Here is a 25,912-nt window from a genome sequence, read left to right on the forward strand (position 1 = left end):
ATAATATTTATGAAACAAACTATTCAAGAAATTAAATTATTGTTGCAAGATATTCACTCGTTAGAAACTTTAAAAAATCATTCTGTTAACGACGATGATCGTAAGGGTGTACAAAATGCGATTGTTTCTAGAAGAAAACAATTGGAAAAAGTTCAAACATTACTAGAAAATTATAAAGTGATGTCTCATTATGAAAATGAAATACTAGCTGATGATGACAAAGCGTTAATTTGTGGCATAGATGAGGTGGGGAGAGGACCGTTAGTCGGTCCTGTTGTTACTTGTGCAGTCATTTTAAATAAGGATCACCATTTCACAGGCTTAAATGACTCAAAACAACTCTCTGCAAAGAAAAGAAATTTTTAGAAACGCAATTATTATCAGAAGTATACGCATACGCGTATGGTGTGGCGACAGTTGAAGAAATTGATCAAATTAATATCTATGAAGCAACTAAATTGGCAATGAAAAGAGCAGTTGAGGCTTTATCTGTTAAGCCTACACATTTACTGATAGATGCGATGACACTAGATGTAGATATTCCTCAAACATCATTAGTTAAAGGAGATGCCAAAAGTGTATCTATAGCAGCAGCAAGTGTGTTAGCCAAAGAACATAGAGATAGATATATGCGCGAACTTGCAGTTAAACACCCAGGTTACGGCTTCGAAAAAAATGTTGGGTATGGCACTCAACAACATTTAAATGGTATAAGTCAGCACGGCATTATAAATGAACACAGAAAAACTTTTGAACCAATTAAATCACTTTCAAATTAATGGTAAAAAACAAAAGATTTAAATAACTGGGCTAAATGAGTTTACAACAGCGCTTACATTTCATATAATTAGTTATGAACTTAACCTAAGAAACAGGAGGATGGAGAATGAATATCCACGAGTATCAAGGTAAAGCATTATTTCGTACTATGGGCGTTGCTGTCCCAGAAGGACGCGTAGCGTTTACTGCTGACGAAGCGGTAGAAAAAGCAAAAGAATTAAATTCAAAAGTATATGTGGTAAAAGCACAGATTCACGCTGGGGTAGAGGTAAAGCAGGTGGAGTTAAAATCGCTAAATCACTATCTGAAGTTGAAACTTACGCTAAAGAATTATTAGGTAAGACGCTTGTAACACATCAAACTGGTCCTGAAGGTAAAGAAATTAAGCGCCTTTACATAGAAGAGGGCTGCGATATTCAAAAAGAATATTATGTTGGATTTGTAATTGATCGTGCTACTGACAGTGTTACTTTGATGGCATCAGAAGAAGGCGGAACTGAAATTGAAGAAGTTGCCGCTGAATCACCTGAAAAAATATTCAAAGAAACTATTGATCCTATTGTTGGTTTAGCACCATATCAAGCTAGAAGAATCGCTTTTAATATTAATATTCCAAAAGAATCAATTAATAAAGCAGCTAAATTTTTAGTTTCACTTTATAATGTTTTCATCGAAAAAGACTGTTCTATTGTAGAAATAAACCCATTAGTAACAACTAATGATGGTAATGTTTTGGCATTAGATGCAAAAGTTAACTTTGATGATAATGCATTATTTAAACATAAAGATATCCTAGAATTACGCGATTTAGAAGAAGAAGATCCAAAAGAAATCGAAGCTTCTAAGTACGATTTATCATATATTGCATTAGATGGAGACATCGGTTGTATGGTAAATGGTGTTGGTTTAGCTATGGCAACTATGGATACAATTAACCACTTTGGTGGCAATCCGGCGAACTTCCTAGATGTAGGGGGCGGTGCAACTAAAGAAAAAGTTACTGAAGCATTTAAAATCATTTTAGGTGATGACAACGTAAAAGGTATTTTTGTTAATATCTTTGGTGGAATCATGAAATGTGACATTATTGCTGAAGGTATCGTTGCCGCAGTTAAAGAAGTAGAGCTTACTTTACCGCTTGTTGTACGTTTAGAAGGTACAAATGTTGAAAAAGGTAAAGAAATTCTTAAAGATTCTGGCTTAGCAATTGAATCAGCTGCAACTATGGCAGAAGGCGCACAAAAAATCGTAAAACTTGTTAAAGAAGCGTAGGAAAGGATGGGAGCACTAACATGAGCGTATTTATTGATAAAAATACAAAAGTAATTGTACAAGGTATCACAGGGTCAACTGCCCTTTTCCATACAAAACAGATGCTTGAATATGGTACACAAATTGTTGCTGGGGTAACACCAGGTAAAGGCGGACAAGTAGTAGAAGGTGTACCAGTATTCAATACAGTTGAAGAAGCACAAAAAGAAACAGGTGCTACAGTATCTGTTATCTATGTACCTGCGCCATTCGCAGCAGATGCAATTTTAGAATGTATAGATGCAGAATTAGATTTAGCTATCTGTATTACAGAACATATTCCAGTAATTGATATGGTTAAAGTTAAACGTTACTCAGAAGGTAAAGAAACACGTGTTATTGGACCTAACTGTCCGGGTGTTATTACTGCTGATGAATCTAAAATTGGTATCATGCCAGGCTACATTCATAAAAAAGGTCACGTAGGCGTAGTATCTCGTTCAGGTACTTTAACTTATGAAGCGGTACACCAATTAACTGAAGAAGGTATTGGTCAAACAACAGCTGTAGGTATCGGTGGCGATCCAGTCAATGGTACAAACTTTATTGATGTGCTAAAAGCATTTAATGAAGACGATGAAACAAAAGCAGTCGTTATGATTGGTGAAATCGGTGGAACAGCAGAAGAAGAAGCTGCTGAATGGATTAAAGCTAACATGACTAAACCTGTAGTAGGCTTTGTCGGAGGACAAACAGCCCCTCCAGGTAAACGTATGGGCCATGCCGGTGCGATTATTTCAGGCGGTAAAGGTACTGCTGAAGAAAAAGTTAAAACACTTAACAATTGTGGTGTTAAAACTGCAGATACACCATCAGAAATTGGTACAACATTAATTGATGCGACTAAAGAAGCAGGCATCTATGAACAATTATTAACTGTAAAACAATAATTGTATTGTACAAACCCAGCACAAATTCCGAAAATATGTCGGAGTTTGTGCTATTTTACGTATTCAAACATTTTAGGTAATATAATACTCGCGGTTGATAGGCATGGATATTCTTTTCTTATCAACCGTTTTTTTGTTGTGAAAATTTCTTTATAAGTTTTATAAATTTGAAGGAATCAATTTACAGAAGAGAAGTTTTAAGTTGTATAACCATCGTTTTATGTCACTTGTTGTAGTTACTTTTATAATAGAAGAAAAACGATTGGAAATTTTTAGCACTTGGCTAATCTTAGTTAGAAGTAATACGTACATAAACTTTATTTTAGTCTTTACAATATAATGAAATTCTAGTTTGAAATGAATTTAAAATAGAGAATTACTCCTTAAAATCTTGTTACTTTTCACTAGAAAATGATGTAGTTTTGTAATCTAAACTACTGCTGTTTTCCATTATAATTGAGATGAAAAGGAGAATTATAATGAGAGAACACGAATATTTAAAACTACGTTTTTCAGGTTTAACGACACACCAAATACATCAACTGTTAAGGTCTAATCCTAGTTTTTTAGACTATGATCAAGTGGAACAAAAGCATGAACTCAAACAATTTTTAAGTACATTAAAAACAAAGCGAAAAGCAGAAATTTATAAGCAATATCTAAATATAGAAGTTAAAAACATAATAACAATGTTAGAACAATGGAATTTAAAGTACATTTCAATAGAACAGTCTACATATCCCATATTACTTCGTGAAATCTATGAACCGCCACTCATTCTTTTCTATAAAGGAAAGCTATCTTTAATGCAATCTCCTCAAACTCTTGCTATTATAGGGTCAAGGCATGCGACAGAATATAGTCAAAAAGCATTGAACTTTCTTTTTCCCTCATTTAAAAAAGAAAACTTAACCATAATCTCTGGCTTAGCTAAAGGCGCAGATAAAATGGCACACGAACATGCTTTATCGATGAATATGTCTGCAATTGCAGTACTAGGTTTTGGTCATTTACAACATTATCCAAAAGAAACGTTTGAAATTAGAAAACGAATAGAAATCGAAGGACTTGTAGTAAGTGAATACCTTCCTTTTCAAAGACCGCAAAAGCATCATTTTCCTGAGCGTAATAGAATAATAAGTGGACTGTCAAAAGGTGTATTGATTACAGAATCTAAAGCAAATAGTGGCACATGTATTACAACGAATTTTGCCTTAGAACAAAATAGAGAAGTATACATACTACCAGGTTCTATCTTTAATCCGATGACTGAAGGGAATTTATTAAGTGCTCAAGAAGGAGCAAAAATTGTTTTAAAAGCAAGTGATATATTAATAGATTATAATTGAAATTTAATTGAATCTAATGGACATTAAATGGAAGTTTATTAATGAAAGAAAAGGCATTTTATAATTATGAAATTACGATGACATTTATTTTGTTTTTTTAGTCAATATTCTTAGAAATCCAGGTAACTTAAAATTAAAAACATTGACAAAAACAAAATAGACCGTTTATCATTTATCTTTGTAATTAGAAATGCAAGGGGGTAACTACTTTGACAGAAAATTTAGTCATAGTTGAATCGCCTGCAAAAGCTAAAACCATTGAAAAATATTTAGGTAAAAAATATAAAGTTATCGCATCTATGGGGCATGTTAGAGACTTGCCACGTAGCCAAATGGGCGTAGATGATGAAAATGATTTTGAGCCAAAATATATTACGATACGCGGCAAAGGTCCAGTTGTTAAAGAACTTAAAAAACATGCTAAGAAAGCAAAAAAAATATTCTTAGCGAGTGACCCTGACCGTGAAGGTGAGGCAATTGCTTGGCATTTGGCGAACATATTAAATTTAGAAGAATCAGTAGAAAATAGAGTAGTATTTAATGAAATAACAAAAGATGCTGTGAAAGATAGCTTTAAACATCCTAGAGGCATAGAGATGAATCTTGTTGACGCTCAGCAAGCGAGACGTATATTAGACCGTTTAGTTGGTTATAATATATCGCCGGTATTGTGGAAAAAAGTTAAAAAAGGTTTATCAGCCGGACGTGTCCAATCTGTTGCACTTAGATTAGTTATTGATCGCGAAAATGAAATCAGAAACTTTAAACCAGAAGAATATTGGAAAATTGAAGGCGAATTTAGATATAAGAAATCCAAATTCAATGCCAAATTCCTTCATTTAAAAAATAAACCATTTAAGTTAACGAATAAAGATGATGTAGAAAAAATTACAACACAATTAGATGGAGACCAGTTTGAGGTAACGAAAGTAACTAAAAAAGAAAAAACACGTTATCCATCTAATCCATTTACAACATCAACATTACAACAAGAAGCTGCGCGCAAATTGAACTTCAAAGCACGAAAAACAATGATGCTTGCGCAAGCAATTGTACGAAGGTATTGATTTGAAACGACAAGGTACAGTCGGTTTAATCACATATATGCGTACAGATTCAACAAGAGTATCTGATCAAGCTAAAGCTGAAGCGAAAAGTTATATTGAAGAAACGTATGGTAATAACTATACGTCAAATCGTAAAGCTAAAGGCCAACAAGGCGATCAAGATGCCCATGAAGCAATCAGACCATCTGGAACATTGCGTACACCAAATGAAATGAAAAATTATTTAACGCGTGATCAACACAGATTATATAAATTAATCTGGGAACGTTTTGTCGCAAGTCAAATGGCACCTGCGATTCTTGATACTGTTGCTATGGATTTAACACAAAATGATTTAAAATTCCGTGCGAATGGACAAACAATTAAGTTTAAAGGTTTCATGACACTATACATTGAAACTACAGACGACGATGAAGGCGGTAAAGAAAATAAATTACCTAATATTGAAGAAGGCGAAATGGTTACAGCAACTAATATCGAACCTTCTCAACATTACACACAACCACCGCCGCGTTATACTGAAGCGCGTTTAGTAAAAACAATGGAAGAATTGAAAATTGGTCGACCATCTACGTATGCACCGACAATAGATACGATACAAAAAAGAAATTATGTAAAAAATGAAAGTAAGCGATTTGTTCCAACTGAACTAGGTGAAATCGTTCATGAACAAGTGAAGGATTATTTCCCTGAAATCATTGATGTCGACTTTACTGTAAACATGGAAACATTATTGGATAAAGTAGCTGATGGCGAAATTCCTTGGAAAAAAGTAATTCGTGATTTTTACAGTAGCTTTAGTCAAGATGTTGAACGTGCAGTAAGAAGAAATGGAAAAAATTGAAATTAAAGATGAACCAACTGGAGAAGATTGCGAACTATGCGGATCTCCGATGGTAATTAAAATGGGACGCTATGGTAAATTCATGGCATGTTCTAACTTCCCAGACTGTCGTAACACGAAAGCCATTATCAAAACGATTGGCGTGACTTGCCCTAAATGTAAAGAGGGCGATGTCGTTGAACGCAAATCTAAAAAGAACCGTATTTTCTTCGGTTGTTCAAAATATCCTGAGTGTGACTTCGTTACATGGGATAAACCTGTAGGTCGTGATTGTCCTAAATGTGAACAATATCTTGTTGAGAAAAAACAAGGACGTAAAAGTCAGGTTATTTGTTCAAACTGTGATTATAAAGAAGAACTGCAAAAATAAACAAACATATCATTTATTAATTATTGCGTAATACAAACTTACATTACGAATATTGTTAATAATTCTATAAGCAACTAACGACACATATTTATAATGTAGACGCATATATTTATAATTATGATATGATGTCGTAGTTGCTATTTTTAATGTATCGGAGGAAATTAAATGACTCAAACTGTCAATGTTATCGGGGTCTGGTCTAGTCGGCTCAGAAGCAGCATATCAATTAGCTCAAAGAGGGATTAAAGTTAATTTAATAGAGATGAGGCCAGTGAAGCAAACACCAAGCACATCACACTGATCAATTTGCTGAATTAGTTTGTTCAAACTCATTACGTGGCAATGCGTTAACGAATGCAGTTGGTGTACTCAAGGAAGAGATGAGACGTCTTGATTCACTTATTATTAATGCAAGCAGACAAAGCAAGAGTACCTGCTGGTGGTGCGTTAGCAGTAGATCGACATGATTTTGCTGGTTACGTTACAGAAACTTTAAAAAATCATCCCAATGTTACAGTGTTAAATGAAGAGATTAATAGCATACCTGAAGGTTATACAATCATTGCTACTGGTCCATTAACAACAGAAAAATTGGCTGCTGAAATTGTTGAAGCTACTGGTGAAGATCAATTGTATTTTTATGATGCCGCAGCTCCAATAATTGAAAAAGAAAGTATAGATATGAATAAAGTATATTTGAAATCTCGTTATGATAAAGGTGAAGCGAGCATATCTGAACTGTCCAATGACTGAAGAAGAATTCAATACATTTTATGATGCATTGATGGAAGCAGAAGTTGCACCAGTAAATGAATTCGAGAAAGAAAAATATTTTGAAGGATGCATGCCCTTTGAAGTTATGGCGGAACGTGGGCGTAAAACTTTATTGTTTGGACCTATGAAACCAGTTGGTCTAGAAGATCCTAAGACAGGCGAACGTCCATATGCAGTCGTACAATTGAGACAAGATGATGCGGCTGGTACATTATATAATCTTGTAGGTTTTCAAACACATTTAAAATGGGGAGCACAAAAAGACGTTATACGTTTAATTCCTGGTTTAGAAAATGTAGAAATCGTAAGATATGGTGTGATGCATCGAAATACATTTATTAACTCGCCAGACGTATTGACGGAAAAGTATGAGTTGATAGGTAGAGAAGAAGTTCATTTTGCTGGCCAAATGACTGGCGTTGAAGGTTATGTTGAAAGTGCGACAAGTGGTTTAGTAGCAGGCATCAACGTAGCGCATAAAATTAAAGGTAAAGGCGGCGTAGTATTTCCAAGAGAAACAATGATTGGAAGTATGGCATATTATATTTCTCATGCTAAAAACGAGAAAAATTTCCAACCAATGAATGCGAATTTTGGTTTACTGCCAACTTTAGAAAATCGTGTTAAAGATAAAAAATTACGTTATGAAAAACTTGCAGATCGCGCGTTATCATATCTAGATAATTATAAGCAAACTTTATAAAATATTCGTTGATATAACCATTTTCTAAAAATTTTGTAAGTTTGACTCAATTTAATAGTTATTTTTCGCAGTCCCCTTCATCAATATGCTACAATTCATATTGATGGAGGGGTTTTTATTGGAAGAAATCCAGCAGGCATATTTATTTATGCTAAAAGTTGAACGACAGTTTTCAGAGCATACTTTAAAGTCATACCACGATGATTTAGAACAGTTTAATGTATTTTTAAGTCAAGAATATTTAGAGTTATCTGCATTCGAATATAAAGATGCAAGAAACTATCTAAGTTATTTATATTCGAAAAACTTGAAAAGAACCTCAGTTTCTCGTAAAATTTCTACGCTGAGAAGTTTTTATGAATATTGGATGACGCAAGATGAAAAAGTTATAAATCCATTTGTTCAATTAGTGCATCCCAAGAAAGAACAATACTTACCACACTTTTTTTATGAAGAAGAAATGGAAGCTTTATTTGATACTGTTGAAAAAGACCCGAAAAAAGGTTTGAGAGATAGAGTGATTTTGGAACTCCTTTATGCAACAGGGATAAGGGTTTCGGAGTTAGTCCATATAAAAGAGCATGATTTAGATATGAATTCACCTGGTGTAAAAGTGTTAGGTAAAGGCGGTAAAGAACGTTTTATTCCATTTGGGGAATTTTGTAAACAAAGTATAGAACGATATTTAGAATTATTTAAACCTAAAAGCAAAAGTGATCATAATTATTTATTAGTAAATATGAACGGTGCGCCTATCACAGAGCGCGGCGTTCGTTATGTGTTAAACGATGTTGTAAAACGTACAGCCGGCGTCACGGATATTCACCCACATAAATTAAGACATACATTTGCAACACACATGCTTAATCAGGGCGCTGATTTACGTACCGTTCAATCATTGCTAGGGCATGTGAATTTATCAACTACAGGTCGCTACACACATGTTACAAATGAACAATTAAGAAAAGTATATTTAAACGCACATCCTCGTGCAAAAAAGGAGAATTAGATTATGAGTACATCTATTCACGCGACAACGATTTTTGCAGTGCAACATAACGGCCATTCAGCAATGGCAGGTGATGGCCAAGTAACACTTGGTGAACAAGTTATTATGAAACAAACAGCACGCAAGGTTAGACGCTTATACAACGATAAAGTTTTAGCAGGATTTGCAGGAAGCGTTGCAGATGCATTTACGTTATTCGAAAAGTTCGAGACTAAACTACAACAATTTGGTGGTAATTTAGAAAGAGCCGCAGTTGAATTAGCTCAGGAATGGAGAGGTGACAAACAACTGCGTCAACTAGAAGCAATGTTAATCGTTATGGATGAGGATTCAATCCTTGTTGTAAGTGGTACAGGAGAAGTGATTGCACCAGATGATGCTTTAATAGCAATTGGTTCAGGTGGTAATTATGCTTTGAGTGCCGGAAGAGCCTTGAAACGTCATGCCACAAACTTAACTGCAGAAGAAATGGCTTATGAAAGTTTAAAAGTTGCATCTGATATTTGTGTGTTTACAAATGATCAAATCGTAGTTGAAAAATTATAAAAGTTAAAACTAAAAAAGCGCAATGAAAAATAAAAATGTATAATTGTAAAAATTTAGGATATAGTAATAATAAATAAATTTAAAAATAATTTTTAGAATAATTGAAATCAAAATTACGGAGGTAATTTATCTTATGGAAACGACTGGCATTAAATTAACACCAAAAGATATCGTTTCAAAATTGAATGAATACATTGTTGGGCAAGATGATGCAAAACGCAAAGTAGCAATTGCATTAAGAAATAGATATAGACGAAGTCTTTTAGCCGATGAAGCTAAACAAGAGATTGCACCCAAAAATATTTTGATGATTGGACCAACAGGTGTAGGTAAGACGGAAATAGCAAGAAGAATGGCTAAAGTTGTAGGTGCACCTTTTATAAAGGTAGAAGCAACTAAATTTACAGAAGTAGGCTATGTCGGTCGAGATGTTGAGAGCATGGTAAGAGATTTAGTTGACGTAGCTATTAGACTAGTTAAAGAACAAAAGAAAGCTTTAGTCGAAGAAGAAGCGAAGCAAAAAGCAAATGAAAAATTAGTAAAACTTTTAGTGCCTAGTATGAAGCAAAAAGCGAATAATGCGAATAACAGTGGGAATAATCCTTTAGAATCATTATTTGGTGGTTCGATGCCAAACTTTGGTCAAAACAATGAAGAAGAAGAGGATACGCCTACAGATGAAATCAAGACAAAGCGTTCTGAAATTAAACAACAATTATTGAATGGTGAATTGGAAGAAGAAAAAGTAAGATTAAAAGTAGAGCAAGACCCAGGCGCTATGGGGATGTTAGGCACAAATCAAAATGAACAAATGCAAGATATGATGAAACAACTCATGCCTAAGAAAAAAGTTGAAAGAGAAGTCCCTGTACAAACAGCACGTAAAATATTAACGGATCAATTTGCCGATGAACTGATTGACCAAGAATCAGCAAATCAACAAGCAATCGAACTTGCCGAGCAAATGGGCATTATATTTATTGATGAAATCGATAAAGTTGCAACTAACAATCAAAATTCAGGTCAAGATGTGTCTCGACAAGGCGTTCAGAGAGATATTTTACCAATACTTGAAGGTAGCATGGTACAAACGAAATATGGTACTGTTAACACTGAACATATGCTATTTATTGGTGCTCGGAGCATTCCACGTGGCTAAACCAAGTGATTTAATTCCTGAGTTGCAAGGTCGTTTCCCAATTCGTGTTGAATTAGAAAGTCTTTCAGTAGAAGATTTTGTACGAATCTTGACTGAACCGAAATTATCACTTATCAAACAATATGAAGCGCTACTTCAAACAGAAGAAGTGACAGTCAACTTTACCGATGACGCGATTAAACGTCTGGCAGAAATTGCCTTCCGTGTAAACCAAGATACTGATAACATTGGCGCACGTCGTTTGCATACTATACTTGAAAAGATGCTAGAAGATTTATCATTTGAAGCACCAAGTATGCCCAATGCGGTTGTAGACATTACACCACAATATGTTGATGATAAGTTGAAATCAATTTCAACAAACAAAGATTTAAGTGCATTTATTTTATAATATAAATAAAAAGGAGAAGGAATATGAGCTTATTATCGAAAACTAGAGAATTAAATACACTTTTGCAAAAGCACAAAGGTATTGCCGTTGATTTTAAGGATGTAGCACAAACAATAAGTAGTGTAACAGTAACAAATGTATTTATTGTTTCTAGAAAAGGAAAGATTTTAGGATCAAGTTTAAATGAATTATTGAAAAATGATCGTATTATACAAATGCTTGAAAATAGACACATACCTAAAGAATATACGGATAAACTAATGGATGTTAGAGAGACACAATCTAACATTGATATTGAAAACGTATTATCAGTGTTCCCACCAGAAAACAAAGATTTATTCAAAATCAGCAGAACTACAATTTTCCCGATTTTAGGTGGCGGTGAAAGATTAGGTACTTTAGTCCTTGGACGTGTTCAAGAAGATTTCTCTGAGAATGATTTAGTTCTTGGCGAATATGTCGCTACAGTTATCGGCATGGAAATCTTACGTGAAAAACATAGTGAAGTTGAACAAGAAGCAAGAGACAAAGCTTCTATTAGCATGGCAATTAATTCTTTATCATATTCTGAAAGTGAAGCAATCGAGCATATCTTTGAAGAATTAGGTGGTAAAGAAGGATTACTTATTGCATCAAAAGTTGCTGATAGAGTAGGTATTACACGTTCAGTTATTGTTAATGCTTTGCGTAAACTTGAAAGTGTCGGTGTTATTGAATCGCGTTCTTTAGGAATGAAAGGTACATTTATTAAAGTGAAAAAAGAAAAATTCTTAGATGAGCTAGAAAGAATTAAATAATAAATACGTAAATGAATTTAAAAATATATCATCAAAAAGAGCGTCTAAATCATAAGACTTTTAGATGTTCTTTTAATGTGTGAAATAGTAATGTGAAAGTATTGCTTTATAAATACAAATATGATATATTTATTCACGGCTATGAAGCCAATACGCACATAAAAAGTATAAGTATAAAGGGTGCGATATTTAGTTATCGTGTTTATATGAGCTTTTTGTGGAGGTAATAAACCAATAGGAGGATTTTAATTATGGCAGTAATTTCAATGAAACAATTACTAGAAGCAAGCGTTCACTTTGGTCACCAAACACGTCGTTGGAACCCAAAAATGAAAAGATACATTTTCACTGAAAGAAACGGTATTTACATTATCGATTTACAAAAAACAGTGAAAAAAGTAGAAGAAGCTTATAACTTCATTAAACAAGTATCAGAAGATGGCGGAAAAGTTTTATTCGTTGGTACGAAAAAACAAGCACAAGACTCAGTGAAAGCTGAAGCAGAACGTGCTGGTCAATTCTATGTAAACCAAAGATGGTTAGGTGGAATCTTAACTAACTATAAAACAATTTCTAAACGTATCAAACGCATCTCTGAAATTGAAAAAATGGAAGAAGATGGCTTATTCGAAGTATTACCTAAAAAAGAAGTTGTAGAACTTAAAAAAGAATACGACCGTTTAATCAAATTCTTAGGCGGAATTCGTGATATGAAATCAATGCCTCAAGCATTATTTGTAGTTGATCCTCGTAAAGAGCGCAACGCAATTGCTGAAGCACGCAAATTACACATCCCTATCGTTGGTATTGTGGATACTAACTGTGATCCAGATGAAATTGATTACGTTATCCCAACAAACGACGATGCTATTCGTGCCGTTAAATTATTAACTGGTAAAATGGCAGATGCGATCTTAGAAGGTCAACAAGGTGTATCTAATGAAGAAGTAGCAAGCAGAACAAAATATTGATTTAAATGAATCAAAAGAAGCTACTGAAGCAGGAACAACTGAAGAAAACACTTCTGTTGAATCAAACTAAGAATAATGTAAAATGGGTGATAAGATATTCAAGCTTATCACCCTTTTTTAAAAACAAATATATTAAAATTCATTAAATAATGGAGGAATATGAAATGGCAATTTCAGCTAAACTTGTAAAAGAATTACGTGAAAAAACTGGTGCAGGTATGATGGACTGTAAAAAAGCGTTAACAGAAACTGATGGTGACATCGACAAAGCTGTTGATTACTTACGTGAAAAAGGTATCGCAAAAGCTGCTAAAAAATCTGACCGTATTGCGGCAGAAGGTCTAGTTCATGTTGAAGAAAAAGGCAATGAAGCAACAATTGTAGAAATTAATGCAGAAACTGACTTCGTAGCTCGTAACGAAGGTTTCCAAGAATTAGTGAAAGAAATTGCTAACCAAGTATTAGAAACAAAAGTTGAAACAGTAGAAGCATTATTAGAAACTACATTAGCTGATGGTAAATCAGTAGACCAACGTGTTAAAGAATCTATCTCAACTATCGGAGAAAAATTAAGTATCCGTCGTTTTGCTATTAGAACAAAATCAGATAACGATGCTTTTGGTTCTTATTTACACATGGGCGGACGTATCGGTGTGTTAACTGTAGTTGAAGGTTCAACTGATGGCCAAGCCGCTAAAGACGTAGCTATGCACATTGCCGCAATCAACCCTAAATATGTTTCATCTGAACAAGTAAGCGAAGATGAAATTAATCACGAAAGAGAAGTTTTAAAACAACAAGCACTAAACGAAGGCAAACCAGAGAAAATTGTAGAAAAAATGGTTGAAGGTCGTTTACGTAAATATTTACAAGAAATTTGTGCAGTTGACCAAAACTTTGTAAAAGATCCTGATCAAACAGTTGAAGCTTTCTTGAAATCAAAAGGTGGAAAACTTGTTGACTTCATACGTTATGAAGTAGGCGAAGGCATGGAAAAACGTGAAGAAAACTTTGTCGACGAAGTAAAAGGACAAATGAAATAATTTTTCATAGTTAAAACAAGAAAGAAGACACCTTTGTGCTCCGTATGAAAGATTTACTTTTGTATTGGAAGACCTATTGTGTCTTCTTTACTTGTATCAATTACATATTTTTACAATAGAGAGGATAAGACAATGGCTCAAACTTCTAAATACGATCGTGTTGTTTTAAAATTAAGTGGCGAAGCACTAGCAGGTAACGATGGATTTGGAATTAATCCAATTACGATTAAAAGTGTGGCTGAACAAGTTGCCGAAGTTGCAAAGATGGACTGCGAAATTGCAGTTATCGTTGGCGGAGGCAATATTTGGAGAGGTAAAACGGGTAGTGACTTAGGCATGGATCGTGGTACTGCTGATTACATGGGTATGTTAGCTACGGTAATGAATGCTTTAGCGTTACAAGATAGCCTTGAACAATTAGAATGCGATACACGCGTTTTAACTTCAATTGAAATGAAACAAGTTGCAGAACCATACATTCGTCGTCGTGCAATTAGACACTTAGAGAAAAAACGTGTAGTTATTTTTGCAGCGGGAATTGGTAATCCATACTTCTCAACTGATACTACAGCAGCTTTACGTGCGGCTGAAGTCGAAGCCGATGTTATCTTAATGGGTAAAAATAATGTTGATGGCGTTTACTCTGCTGATCCAAAAGTAGACCCTAATGCTATTAAGTATGAACATCTTACTCATATTCAAATGTTACAAGATGGTTTACAAGTAATGGATTCAACAGCATCTTCATTCTGTATGGATAACAACATTCCGTTGAATGTGTTCTCAATTACTGAAGAAGGTAATATTAAACGTGCAGTAATGGGTGAAAAAATAGGAACAATAATAACAAAATAATTAGAGGTGTATGACAATGAGCGACATTATTAATGATACGAAATCAAAAATGCAAAAATCTGTTGATAATCTTTCAAGAGAATTAGCTAATATTAGTGCCGGAAGAGCCAATTCCAATTTATTAAATGGCGTAAATGTTGATTACTACGGTGCTCCAACACCAGTTCAACAACTTGCTAGTATCAATGTGCCAGAAGCACGTTTATTAGTAATTGCACCATATGATAAATCATCTGTTGGTAATATTGAAAAAGCAATCAATGCCGCTAACTTAGGTGTGAATCCTTCAAGTGATGGAGAAGTTATACGTATTGTTATTCCGGCATTAACTGAAGAACGCCGTAAAGAGCTTGTAAAAGATGTTAAGAAAATTGGCGAAGATGCGAAAGTAGCAGTTAGAAATGTTCGTCGTGATTCAAATGATGTACTTAAAAAACAAGAGAAAAATGGCGATATCACTGAAGATGATTTAAGATCACAAACAGATGATGTACAAAAATTAACTGACAACTCAATTAAAGAAATTGATAAATTATTAGAAGAAAAAGAAAAAGATATAATGTCAGTATAAACATGGTAATGATGATTATACTTCTATTCACTCATTAAGGTATATAATTACTTATAGTTAGAGCTTGAAGCAGAGGTATATCATATATTTATCTGAACTGTATCAAATCAGACTTTGGTACAGTTTTTTTATTTGTTTATTCAATGCACCTATCTATTATGATAAAATGGTAGTTAATTGCATCTAGAATCTAATTATAATAAACAGAGATGATCAAGCTCGGAGGAAATACCATGTTTAAAAAGTTAAAAAAGAAGAAAGAAAATCAGTATAAGCAATCCGATATAGATTTGGAAGTACATAATATACCCGAACATGTTGCTATAATTATGGATGGTAATGGTCGTTGGGCTAAACAAAGAAAATTGCCTAGAATAAAAGGCCACTACCAAGGTATGCAAACTGTTAAAAAAATCACTAAAGCAACTAGTGATTTAGGAATTAAATATTTAACATTGTATACTTTCTCTACAGAAAATTGGACAAGACCTAAAAATGAAGTGAATTACATTATGAACTTGCCAGTTAACTTTTTAAGAACATTTCTACCAGAGTTGATAGAAAATAATGTTAAAGTAGAGACGATTGGTTTTATTGAGCATTTACCAACATCTACACTTAAAGCGATAGATAAAGCAAAAGAAGAAACAAAGCATAATACGGGCTTAAAATTGGTCTTTGCTATAAATTATGGCGGACGAGCCGAAATTGTTCACAGTGTGAAATCAATTTACGACAAATTGACCGTCAAGGTTTAACAAGCGAAGCAATCACTGAAGAAATGATTAATGATCATTTAATGACTCATTGCTACCCTGACCCGGATCTTTTGATTAGAACATCAGGAGAGCAACGTATTAGTAATTTCCTAATCTGGCAAGTATCTTACAGTGAATTTTTATTCAATGAAAAATTATGGCCAGATTTTGATAAAGAAGAATTAATAAACTGTATTAAAATTTATCAATCTCGTCAAAGGCGTTTTGGGGGATTATAAGTAGTTAGGAGAATAGTATGAAAGTTAGAACTTTGACGGCAATCATAGCGCTTATCATTTTCCTCCCGGTCTTACTGAAGGGCGGAGTTATATTAATGCTGTTTTCGTATTTGTTAGCGTTCATAGCATTAAAAGAATTGCTTAATATGAATATGATTAAGTTTTTATCGGTGCCAGGTATCATAAGTGCGCTAGGAATTTTAATTATTATGTTACCTCAAGGTGCCGGTAACTGGGTTAATGATTTACAATTAAAGTCATTAATAGCAATGAGTTTTATTTTATTAAGTTATACAGTGCTTTCTAAAAATAGATTTAGTTTTATGGACGCCGCATTTTGTTTAATGACGATTGCGTATGTTGGTATTGGGTTTATGTATCTTTATGAAACAAGGTCTGAAGGCTTACACTACATACTATTTGCATTTCTAATCGTATGGTCAACAGATACAGGGGCATATATTTTTGGTCGCTTAATGGGCAAACATAAATTATGGCCTGTGATTAGTCCTAATAAAACAATAGAAGGTTTTGTTGGCGGATTGATTTGTAGTTTAATTATTCCACTTGTTATGATTATGTTTGTAGACTTTAATATTGCAACGTGGATACTATTAATTGTTACGATTGTTTTAAGTATGTTTGGACAACTTGGTGACCTTGTTGAGTCAGGTTTCAAACGTCATTTTGGTGTGAAAGACTCTGGTCGTATTTTGCCTGGCCATGGTGGTATTTTAGATCGCTTTGACAGTTTTATGTTTGTATTGCCACTATTAAACATCTTGTTAATACAAGCTTAACTATCGATTCAAAGTGATACTATACAATTATATAAACAAAAATAAGGAGTTAATGAAATAAAATAACTGAGTGCTTCAATACAGTTATTTTATTTCTTAACTCCTTTTCACAAGCAAAAATACTTTGTGTAATTACGACTGCAAAATGATAAGTATAATGTAAGTGAATGACTTGAAGACATATTAAAGTTACGTGTGTCACTCAGCATTGTTGTGTTATACTTTTATAATCTAAAGTAAGCAAGTAGTCATAAGAAAGTGTATTGTATGAATTAATATATAGTATGATCAAACAATTTATTTCGAAAATATGAGGTGTAGCAAAGTGAGTTTTCTAGTAACAATTATTTCATTTATAATCGTTTTTGGTGTCCTTGTCACAGTTCATGAGTACGGACATATGTTTTTTGCAAAACGCGCGGCATTATGTGTCCGGAATTTGCAATTGGTATGGGACCTAAAATATTTAGTTTCAGAAAAAATGAAACATTATATACGATTAGATTATTACCTGTCGGAGGTTATGTACGCATGGTCGGTGATGGTTTAGAAGAACCACCAGTTCAACCAGGTATGCATGTAAAAATAAAATTAAATGACAAAGATGAAATTACGCACATCATTTTAGATGATCAACACAAATTTCAACAAATTGAAGCAATAGAAGTAAAACAATGTGATTTTAAAGATGGCTTATTCATTGAAGGTGTAACATCATATGATCAAGAAAGACAACGCTATGCAATAGCTAAGAAATCATACTTTGTAGAGAATGGTAGTTTAATTCAAATTGCACCTAGAGATCGTCAATTCACGTATAAAAAACCTTATCAAAAATTCTTAACTTTATTCGCAGGACCACTGTTTAATTTCTTACTTACATTAGTATTATTTATTGGTCTAGCATATTATCAAGGTACAGCAACAAATTCAGTTGATGAAGTTGTTAAAGATTCACCTGCTGAACAAGCAGGGCTTAAATCTGGAGATACAATTGTTAAAGTAGGAAACCATAATATTGATGGTAAAGATGATATCGATAAAGCGGTAAAAGACATTAAAGATAATAAGACAAAATTAGTCGTCGAACGTGATGGCAACAAACAAACATTTGATATTAAGCCTGAAAAAATTGAACAGAAAGTAACGAAAACACACTCAGAAACAAAATATTTATTAGGTTATAGTGCAACGACTGAACACACTATTTTCAAACCAATTGCAGCGGGTGTGGAACAAACACTTAGTGCAGGTAAAATTATTTTCACTGCAATTGTAAGTATGATCGCTAGTATTTTCACTGGAGAATTCTCATTTGATATGTTAAATGGTCCAGTAGGTATATATCATACTGTCGACTCTGTCGTTAAAACTGGTATAATTAACTTGATTTCATGGACTGCTTTGCTAAGTGTTAACTTAGGATTAATGAATTTACTACCAGTACCAGCATTAGATGGTGGACGAATTTTATTTGTAATATATGAAGCAATCTTTAGAAAACCAGTAAATAAAAAAGCAGAAACTACAATTATCGCCATTGGTGCCGTATTTGTATTAATCGTTATGGTATTAGTGACTTGGAACGATATTCAGCGTTATTTCTTATAAGAGGGAGAGAAGCATTTAAATGAAACAATCAAAAGTATTTATACCAACTATGAAAGAAGTGCCAGCTGGTGCTGAGGCATTAAGCCATCGACTATTATTAAAAGCAGGTTTAATCAAACAAAGCACAAGTGGGATTTATAGTTACTTACCAATTGTCATGAGAGTATTAAATAATATTGAAGCCATCGTACGTGAAGAGATGGAGCGTATTGATGCCGTTGAAATATTAATGCCAGCATTACAACCATCAGAATTATGGGAAGAATCAGGACGTTGGAGTGCATATGGTCCAGAACTTATGCGTTTGCAAGACCGTAATGGCCGTCAATTTGCGCTTGGTCCAACACATGAAGAGGTTGTGACTTCGATTGTCCGTGATGAATTGAAATCATATAAACAACTGCCAATGACACTTTTCCAAATACAATCTAAATTTAGAGATGAAAAGCGTCCACGTTTTGGTCTATTACGTGGTAGAGAATTTATAATGAAAGATGCTTATTCTTTTCATGCTGATGAAGCATCACTAGATGAAGCGTATGAAGATATGTACCATGCATATGGTCGCATCTTTAATCGTGTAGGCATTAACGCGAGACCTGTTGTTGCTGATTCAGGTGCAATTGGTGGTAGTCATACACATGAGTTTATGGCGTTAAGCGAAATCGGTGAAGACACGATTGTGTACAGTGAGCAAAGTGATTACGCCGCAAATATTGAAAAAGCTGAAGTGGTTTACCATCCTAATAAAAAACATGAAGATGCACAACCGTTAACAAAAATTGAAACACCAAATGTGCATACAGCACAAGAGCTTGCGACATTTTTAAATAAACCATTAGACGAAATTACTAAATCTATGATATTTAATGTCGATGGTGAATTTATATTAGTATTAATTCGTGGTCACCATGAAATTAACGATATTAAATTAAAAGCTTATTTTGGTACCGACAATGTAGAGTTAGCAACCGAAGATGAAATTATTAATATTTTAGGTGCAAAACCGGGTTCACTGGGTCCAGTTTTTGATAAAGACATTAAAATTTATGCAGATAATTTCATTCAAGATTTGAATAATATTGTCGTTGGTGCGAATGAAGATGGGTATCACTTGTTAAACGCAAATGTAGGTCGTGACTTTGAAGTAGAAGCCTATGGAGATTTTAGATTTATTTTAGAAGGTGAATTATTAGCAGATAGCTCAGACAAAGCGCACTTTGCAGAAGGTATTGAAGTAGGCCAAGTCTTTAAACTTGGAACAAAATATTCTGAATCAATGAACGCCACGTTCTTAAATGACCAAGGTAGAGCGCAACCATTATTAATGGGATGTTATGGCATTGGTATTTCAAGAACATTAAGTGCAATCGTTGAACAGAATAACGACGAAAATGGTATTATTTGGCCAAAATCAGTCACACCATTTGAATTACATTTAATCACAATCAATCCTAAAAAAGATGATCAACGTGAATTAGCGGATCAATTATATACGCAATTAAAAGAAAATTATGATGTGCTTTATGATGACCGTAAAGAACGTGTTGGTGTGAAATTTAATGATGCTGATTTAATCGGTCTACCAATACGTATCGTCGTAGGCAAAAATGCTCGCAGAAGGTATTGTAGAAGTTAAACGCCGCGATACTGGTGACAGTGAAGATGTGCATATTGATAATTTAATTAATTATGTAAATGAATTATATACAAATATATAATTAAAAAGTGAAATGGTAGATGTTACTTATATAAAATCATGAGGTCTGGCACATAAATATGGCATACTATATTAGTGAGTGTAAATTAGAGAACGCACAATAGTTGTCTGATTTCTAAATGTGTTTGTTTCAAACTTTTAAAGAGGGGCGGGAATACGAAATCAAATTTTAAAGTTTGATTTCTGTTCCGCTCCCATTTGTTATTCACAAAAATATGAATTTAAGTTATTAAGTTTAACTATTAGAATTTCACACATATCCGTTATAATATAGAGAATGGAATAATAATACATACACCGTCATTTAATGTAAGTAAGCATATACAAGTAAAGCAGTGTAATTAATAGTAAGGTGGTTATCGTCATGGCAATGACAAATCAGGAAAAATTTAAAATCCTAGCTGACCAAATTAAAATAACAAACCATTTGGAACCAGAAATTTTGGAGCAAAGTGAACTAACGCGTGTGGATGTTAAGACAACAGATCGTACATGGGTGTTTCAAATCACATTACCACACTTTCTATCAATAGAAGATTATTTGCTTTTTACAGGTGCAATTACAGAAGAGTTTAAATCAATTGCAAATGTAGAATGTAATATTACGATAAATAATAAATCAAACCAAGATGAATATGCGATAAAGTATTTTAATCATTGTATCGACCAAACAAAACTTTCACCTAAAGTAAAAGGACAATTAAAGCAAAAACGCTTAATTATGTCGGGGGATGTACTGAAAGTAACTTGTCAAAATGATATCGAGAGAGACCATTTTGATAAAGCCTGTAATGGTAGTTTAGTTAAAGCTTTTCAACAGTGTGGATTCGATATTAGTAAGATAGTTTTTGAAACGGATAGTGTGGGCAACGAAGATGACTTAGCATCATTAGAAGCACATATTCAAGAAGAAGATGAAAAAAGTGCACGTGAAGCTACTGAAAAATTAGAAAAAATGAAAGCCGAGAAGGCAAAACAACAAGATAATAATGAAAGTTCGGTAACTAAGTGTCAAATAGGTAAACCAATCCAAATTGATAATATTAAACCGATAGATTCAATTATTGAAGAAGAATTCAAAGTAGCAGTTGAAGGCGTTATTTTTGATATTAACTTAAAAGAGTTGAAGAGTGGGCGACACATTGTAGAGTTGAAGGTAACTGACTATACAGATTCGCTCGTATTAAAAATGTTCACTCGTAAAAATAAAGATGATTTAGATAACTTTAAGGCATTAAGCGTCGGTAAATGGGTTCGCGCACAAGGACGCATAGAAGAAGATTCATTTGTTCGTGATTTAGTGATGATGATGTCAGATATTGAAGAAATTAAAAAAGCTACGAAGCAAGATAAATCTGAAGAAAAACGAGTAGAATTCCATTTGCATACGGCAATGAGTCAAATGGATGGCATACCAAATATTTCATCGTACGTAGATCAAGCAACAAAGTGGGGTCATAAAGCCATTGCAGTGACTGACCATAATGGTGTTCAAGCCTTTCCAGACGCCCATGCGGCAGCTGAAAAAAATGGTATTAAAATGATTTACGGAATGGAAGGTATGTTAGTTGACGATGGTGTTCCTATTGCATACAAACCTTTGGATCGTGATTTGAAAACAGCAACATACGTTGTATTTGACGTTGAGACGACTGGTTTATCTAATCAATATGATAAAATTATCGAGCTTGCCGCAGTCAAAGTTAAAGACGGAGAAATCATTGATAAGTTTGAACGTTTTAGTAACCCACATGAACGTTTATCCGACGTTATTATTAATTTGACACATATCACGGATGATATGTTAGTTGATGCACCAGAAATTGAAGAAGTCCTTACTGAGTTTAAAGCATGGGTAGGGGACGCTATTTTCGTGGCACATAACGCATCCTTTGATATGGGCTTTATTGATACCGGATATGAACATGTTGGTATTGGCGCGTCTACAAACGCTGTAATAGATACACTTGAATTATCAAGAACAATCAATACTGAATACGGTAAACATGGATTGAATTTCTTAGCCAAAAAGTACGGCGTAGAGTTAACTCAACACCATAGAGCGATTTACGATACGGAAGCAACGGCTTATATGTTTATTAAAATGCTTAAACAATTAGAAGAACTGGGTGTTCATAATCACCAAGATATTAATACATCGTTATCAAACGAAGATGCTTACAAACGTGCACGTCCGAACCATGTCACGCTTATTGTTCAAAATCAACAGGGTCTTAAAAACTTGTTCAAGATTGTAAGTGCGTCCTTAGTTCAATATTATTATCGAACACCTAGAATTCCACGTTCACTATTAGATGAATATCGTGAAGGTATTCTCGTTGGTTCTGCATGTGACGAAGGAGAAGTATTTACTGCTGTAATGCAAAAAGACCAGTCTCAAGTTGAACGTATAGCTCAATACTATGATTTCATTGAAATTCAACCACCTGCTTTATATCAAGGCCTAATTGATAGAGAACTGATACGTGATAATGAAACATTACATGAAATATATAATCGTTTAATCCGTGCGGGTGAAGTTAACGATATTCCAGTCATAGCTACAGGCAATGCACACTATTTAAATGAACATGATTCAATTGCGCGTAAAATATTGATTGCCGCACAACCTGGTAATCCATTAAACCGTTCTACATTGCCAAAGGCGCATTTTAGAACTACAGACGAAATGTTAGATGAATTGCACTTCTTGGGTGAAGAAAAAGCCTATGAACTTGTCATTAAGAATACAAATGAGCTAGCAGATCGTATAGAGCGCGTTGTTCCAATCAAAGATGAGCTATATACACCGAGAATGGAAGGCGCAAATGAAGAAATTCGAGAAATGAGCTATTCTAATGCGAAAGACCTCTATGGTGAAGATTTACCACAAATTGTAATTGATCGTCTTGAAAAAGAATTAGAAAGTATTATAGGTAATGGTTTCTCTGTTATATACCTTATTTCACAACGACTTGTTAAAAAGTCTTTAAATGATGGGTATCTCGTTGGTTCACGTGGTTCTGTAGGTTCAAGTTTTGTAGCAACCATGACAGAAATCACAGAAGTTAATCCATTACCACCACATTACATTTGTCCAAAATGTAAAACGAGTGAATTCTTTGATGATGGCTCTGTTGGCTCTGGTTTTGATTTACCAGATAAAAAATGTGAAACTTGTGGTAGCGTCCTTATTAAAGAAGGTCAAGATATTCCTTTCGAAACATTCTTAGGCTTTAAAGGCGATAAAGTACCAGATATTGACTTGAACTTTAGTGGAGAATATCAACCGAATGCACATAATTATACAAAAGAATTATTTGGTGATGATAAAGTATTCCGTGTCGGAACAATTGGTACAGTCGCAGAGAAAACAGCTTTTGGTTATGTGAAAGGTTATTTAAATGACCAAGGTATCCATAAACGTGGCGCAGAAGTAGACAGGCTTGTTAAAGGTTGTACAGGCGTTAAACGTACATCTGGACAACATCCAGGTGGGATTATAGTTGTACCTGATTATATGGATATATATGATTTTACACCTGTACAGTTCCCAGCGGATGATCAGTCTTCATCTTGGATGACAACGCATTTTGATTTCCACTCCATTCATGATAACGTACTGAAGTTAGATATACTTGGACACGATGACCCAACAATGATTCGTATGTTACAAGACTTATCAGGAATAGATCCTAAAACAATTCCAGTGGATGATAAAGAAACGATGGGCATCTTTAGTTCACCTGAACCTTTAGGTGTCACACAAGAGGAAATTTTATGTAAAACTGGCACGTTTGGTGTACCAGAATTTGGTACTGGCTTTGTTAGACAAATGTTAGAAGATACGAAACCAACAACATTTTCAGAGCTTGTTAGAATATCAGGATTATCACATGGTACAGATGTATGGTTAGGGAATGCTCAAGATTTAATACGTTCAGGTAAATGTGATTTAGCGAGTGTAATCTGTTGTCGTGATGATATTATGGTTTATTTAATGTATAACGGTTTAGAGCCGTCACTTGCCTTTAAGACAATGGAATTTGTGCGTAAAGGTAAAGGATTGACTGACGATATGGTTGAAGCAATGGTAGACAATGAAGTACCTGATTGGTATTTAGATTCATGTAGAAAAATAAAATACATGTTCCCTAAAGCCCATGCCGCAGACTTATGTGTTAATGGCGGTAAGAATTGCTTACTTTAAAGTACATTATCCACTTTATTATTATGCAAGTTATTTCACGGTACGTGCATCTGACTTTGATTTAATTACAATGATTAAAGATAAAGAAAGTATTCGCAATACTGTTAATGATATGTATTCACGTTATATGGATTTAGCTAAAAAAGAAAAAGATACTTTAACAGTGCTTGAAATAATGAATGAAATGGCACAGCGTGGTTTTCGTATGCGACCAATTAGTTTAGAAAAAAGTAAATCATTTGAGTTTATTATTGAAGGCGATACATTGATTCCACCATTTATATCTGTTCCAGGTTTAGGTGAAAATGTTGCGCAAAGAATTGTAGAAGCTCGAGAAGAAGGTCCATTTTTATCTAAAGAAGATTTAAATAAAAAGGCTGGTTTATCACAAAAAGTAATAGAATACTTAGATGAATTAGGCTCTTTACCTAATTTGCCTGATAAAGCGCAATTATCAATATTCGATATGTAATGAACGAAAAGACTTAATAAAAAACAAAAAGCATGAATTAACTTGTCATTATAGGCTTTTTACAAATATAGTTATTTGTCTACCAAATAAACATATGATATAATAACAGTGCTTAAAAAATTAGACTCAGGCAGAAAGAGTGGGCATAATACCCGCTCTTTTCTATTTGCCAAAACAGGAGGTCAGCATGAGTAAAATAACTGAGCAAGTTGAAGCAATAATTCAACCTGTCCTTGACGACTTAAATTTTGAATTAGTAGAAGTTGAGTTTACAAAAGAAGGAAACGATCATTTTTTAAGAGTATCTATCGATAAAGAAGGTGGCGTAGATTTAAATGATTGTGCGCTTGCTTCTGAAAAAATCAGTGAAGTAATGGACTCAGAAGATCCTATCGAACAGATGTATTATTTAGATGTTGCCTCACCTGGTGCTGAAAGACCAATTAAAAAAGAAAAAGATTATCACAACGCTGTGACTAAACCCGTATTTGTTTCTTTATATGCTCCAATCGAAGGCGCAAAAGAATGGTTAGGTATATTGCAATCAGTTGATGATGAAACAATAGTTATGGAAGTCAAAGATAAGTCAAGAACAAAACAAGTTGAAATACCAAGAAGTAAAATCGCTAAAGCACGTCATGCAGTAATTATATAACGTGACGAGGAGGATGA

At 33.9% G+C, this 25,912-nt stretch carries 10 protein-coding genes and 10 pseudogenes; all 20 read left to right on the plus strand.

Annotated features, from left to right (window positions below):
* Nucleotides 1–9 precede the first annotated feature (9 nt).
* The 20 genes and pseudogenes from ABLV90_RS10285 (at nucleotide 10) to rimP (ending at nucleotide 25,895) form a co-directional block, all read left to right on the plus strand.
* Nucleotides 10–779: pseudogene (locus ABLV90_RS10285) on the plus strand (ribonuclease HII).
* 107 nt (nucleotides 780–886) lie between these two features.
* Nucleotides 887–2,052 (plus strand): annotated as a pseudogene (sucC, locus tag ABLV90_RS10290) (ADP-forming succinate--CoA ligase subunit beta).
* Nucleotides 2,053–2,072: 20 nt separating this feature from the next.
* Nucleotides 2,073–2,981 (plus strand): succinate--CoA ligase subunit alpha, encoded by a 909-nt coding sequence (gene sucD / locus ABLV90_RS10295; protein WP_460872601.1) that lies wholly within the window; start codon nucleotides 2,073–2,075, stop codon nucleotides 2,979–2,981.
* Between the two features lie 479 nt (nucleotides 2,982–3,460).
* Entirely contained in the window at nucleotides 3,461–4,330 is an 870-nt protein-coding gene (gene dprA, locus ABLV90_RS10300; RefSeq protein WP_427704757.1) for a DNA-processing protein DprA, read from the plus strand.
* A gap of 209 nt (nucleotides 4,331–4,539) precedes the next feature.
* Nucleotides 4,540–6,611: pseudogene (gene topA / locus ABLV90_RS10305) on the plus strand (type I DNA topoisomerase).
* Nucleotides 6,612–6,776: 165 nt separating this feature from the next.
* Nucleotides 6,777–8,088, plus strand: a pseudogene (trmFO, locus tag ABLV90_RS10310) (FADH(2)-oxidizing methylenetetrahydrofolate--tRNA-(uracil(54)-C(5))-methyltransferase TrmFO).
* Nucleotides 8,089–8,206: 118 nt separating this feature from the next.
* The gene (gene xerC, locus ABLV90_RS10315; protein WP_427704751.1) at nucleotides 8,207–9,097 is read left to right on the plus strand and encodes a tyrosine recombinase XerC; all 891 of its coding nucleotides are present in this window, start codon (nucleotides 8,207–8,209) and stop codon (nucleotides 9,095–9,097) included.
* 3 nt (nucleotides 9,098–9,100) lie between these two features.
* On the plus strand, nucleotides 9,101–9,643 hold the full coding sequence (gene hslV, locus ABLV90_RS10320) for an ATP-dependent protease subunit HslV (RefSeq protein ID WP_002507861.1): 543 nt from the start codon (nucleotides 9,101–9,103) through the stop codon (nucleotides 9,641–9,643).
* 133 nt (nucleotides 9,644–9,776) lie between these two features.
* A pseudogene (gene hslU / locus ABLV90_RS10325) lies at nucleotides 9,777–11,193 on the plus strand (ATP-dependent protease ATPase subunit HslU).
* 23 nt (nucleotides 11,194–11,216) lie between these two features.
* Complete coding sequence (gene codY / locus ABLV90_RS10330; RefSeq protein WP_460872602.1) at nucleotides 11,217–11,990, plus strand: GTP-sensing pleiotropic transcriptional regulator CodY; 774 nt, start codon at nucleotides 11,217–11,219, stop codon at nucleotides 11,988–11,990.
* A 251-nt stretch (nucleotides 11,991–12,241) separates the two neighbouring features.
* A pseudogene (gene rpsB / locus ABLV90_RS10335) lies at nucleotides 12,242–13,031 on the plus strand (30S ribosomal protein S2).
* A gap of 94 nt (nucleotides 13,032–13,125) precedes the next feature.
* Nucleotides 13,126–14,004 (plus strand): translation elongation factor Ts, encoded by an 879-nt coding sequence (gene tsf, locus ABLV90_RS10340; RefSeq protein ID WP_460872603.1) that lies wholly within the window; start codon nucleotides 13,126–13,128, stop codon nucleotides 14,002–14,004.
* 132 nt (nucleotides 14,005–14,136) lie between these two features.
* Entirely contained in the window at nucleotides 14,137–14,859 is a 723-nt protein-coding gene (gene pyrH / locus ABLV90_RS10345) for a UMP kinase (RefSeq protein ID WP_021338738.1), read from the plus strand.
* A 16-nt stretch (nucleotides 14,860–14,875) separates the two neighbouring features.
* Entirely contained in the window at nucleotides 14,876–15,430 is a 555-nt protein-coding gene (gene frr, locus ABLV90_RS10350) for a ribosome recycling factor (RefSeq protein WP_069816033.1), read from the plus strand.
* Between the two features lie 233 nt (nucleotides 15,431–15,663).
* Nucleotides 15,664–16,427: pseudogene (locus ABLV90_RS10355) on the plus strand (isoprenyl transferase).
* Between the two features lie 17 nt (nucleotides 16,428–16,444).
* Nucleotides 16,445–17,227 (plus strand): phosphatidate cytidylyltransferase, encoded by a 783-nt coding sequence (locus tag ABLV90_RS10360; RefSeq protein WP_069816029.1) that lies wholly within the window; start codon nucleotides 16,445–16,447, stop codon nucleotides 17,225–17,227.
* 412 nt (nucleotides 17,228–17,639) lie between these two features.
* Nucleotides 17,640–18,772: pseudogene (rseP, locus tag ABLV90_RS10365) on the plus strand (RIP metalloprotease RseP); the annotation flags it as partial.
* A gap of 85 nt (nucleotides 18,773–18,857) precedes the next feature.
* A pseudogene (locus ABLV90_RS10370) lies at nucleotides 18,858–20,559 on the plus strand (proline--tRNA ligase).
* A 363-nt stretch (nucleotides 20,560–20,922) separates the two neighbouring features.
* Nucleotides 20,923–25,240 (plus strand): annotated as a pseudogene (locus ABLV90_RS10375) (PolC-type DNA polymerase III).
* A gap of 187 nt (nucleotides 25,241–25,427) precedes the next feature.
* The gene (gene rimP, locus ABLV90_RS10380; RefSeq protein ID WP_069816020.1) at nucleotides 25,428–25,895 is read left to right on the plus strand and encodes a ribosome maturation factor RimP; all 468 of its coding nucleotides are present in this window, start codon (nucleotides 25,428–25,430) and stop codon (nucleotides 25,893–25,895) included.
* Nucleotides 25,896–25,912: the final 17 nt, after the last annotated feature.

Origin of the sequence: Staphylococcus sp. 2S1, from assembly GCF_046721335.1 — a bacterium.
GTDB lineage: Bacteria > Bacillota > Bacilli > Staphylococcales > Staphylococcaceae > Staphylococcus > Staphylococcus equorum_A.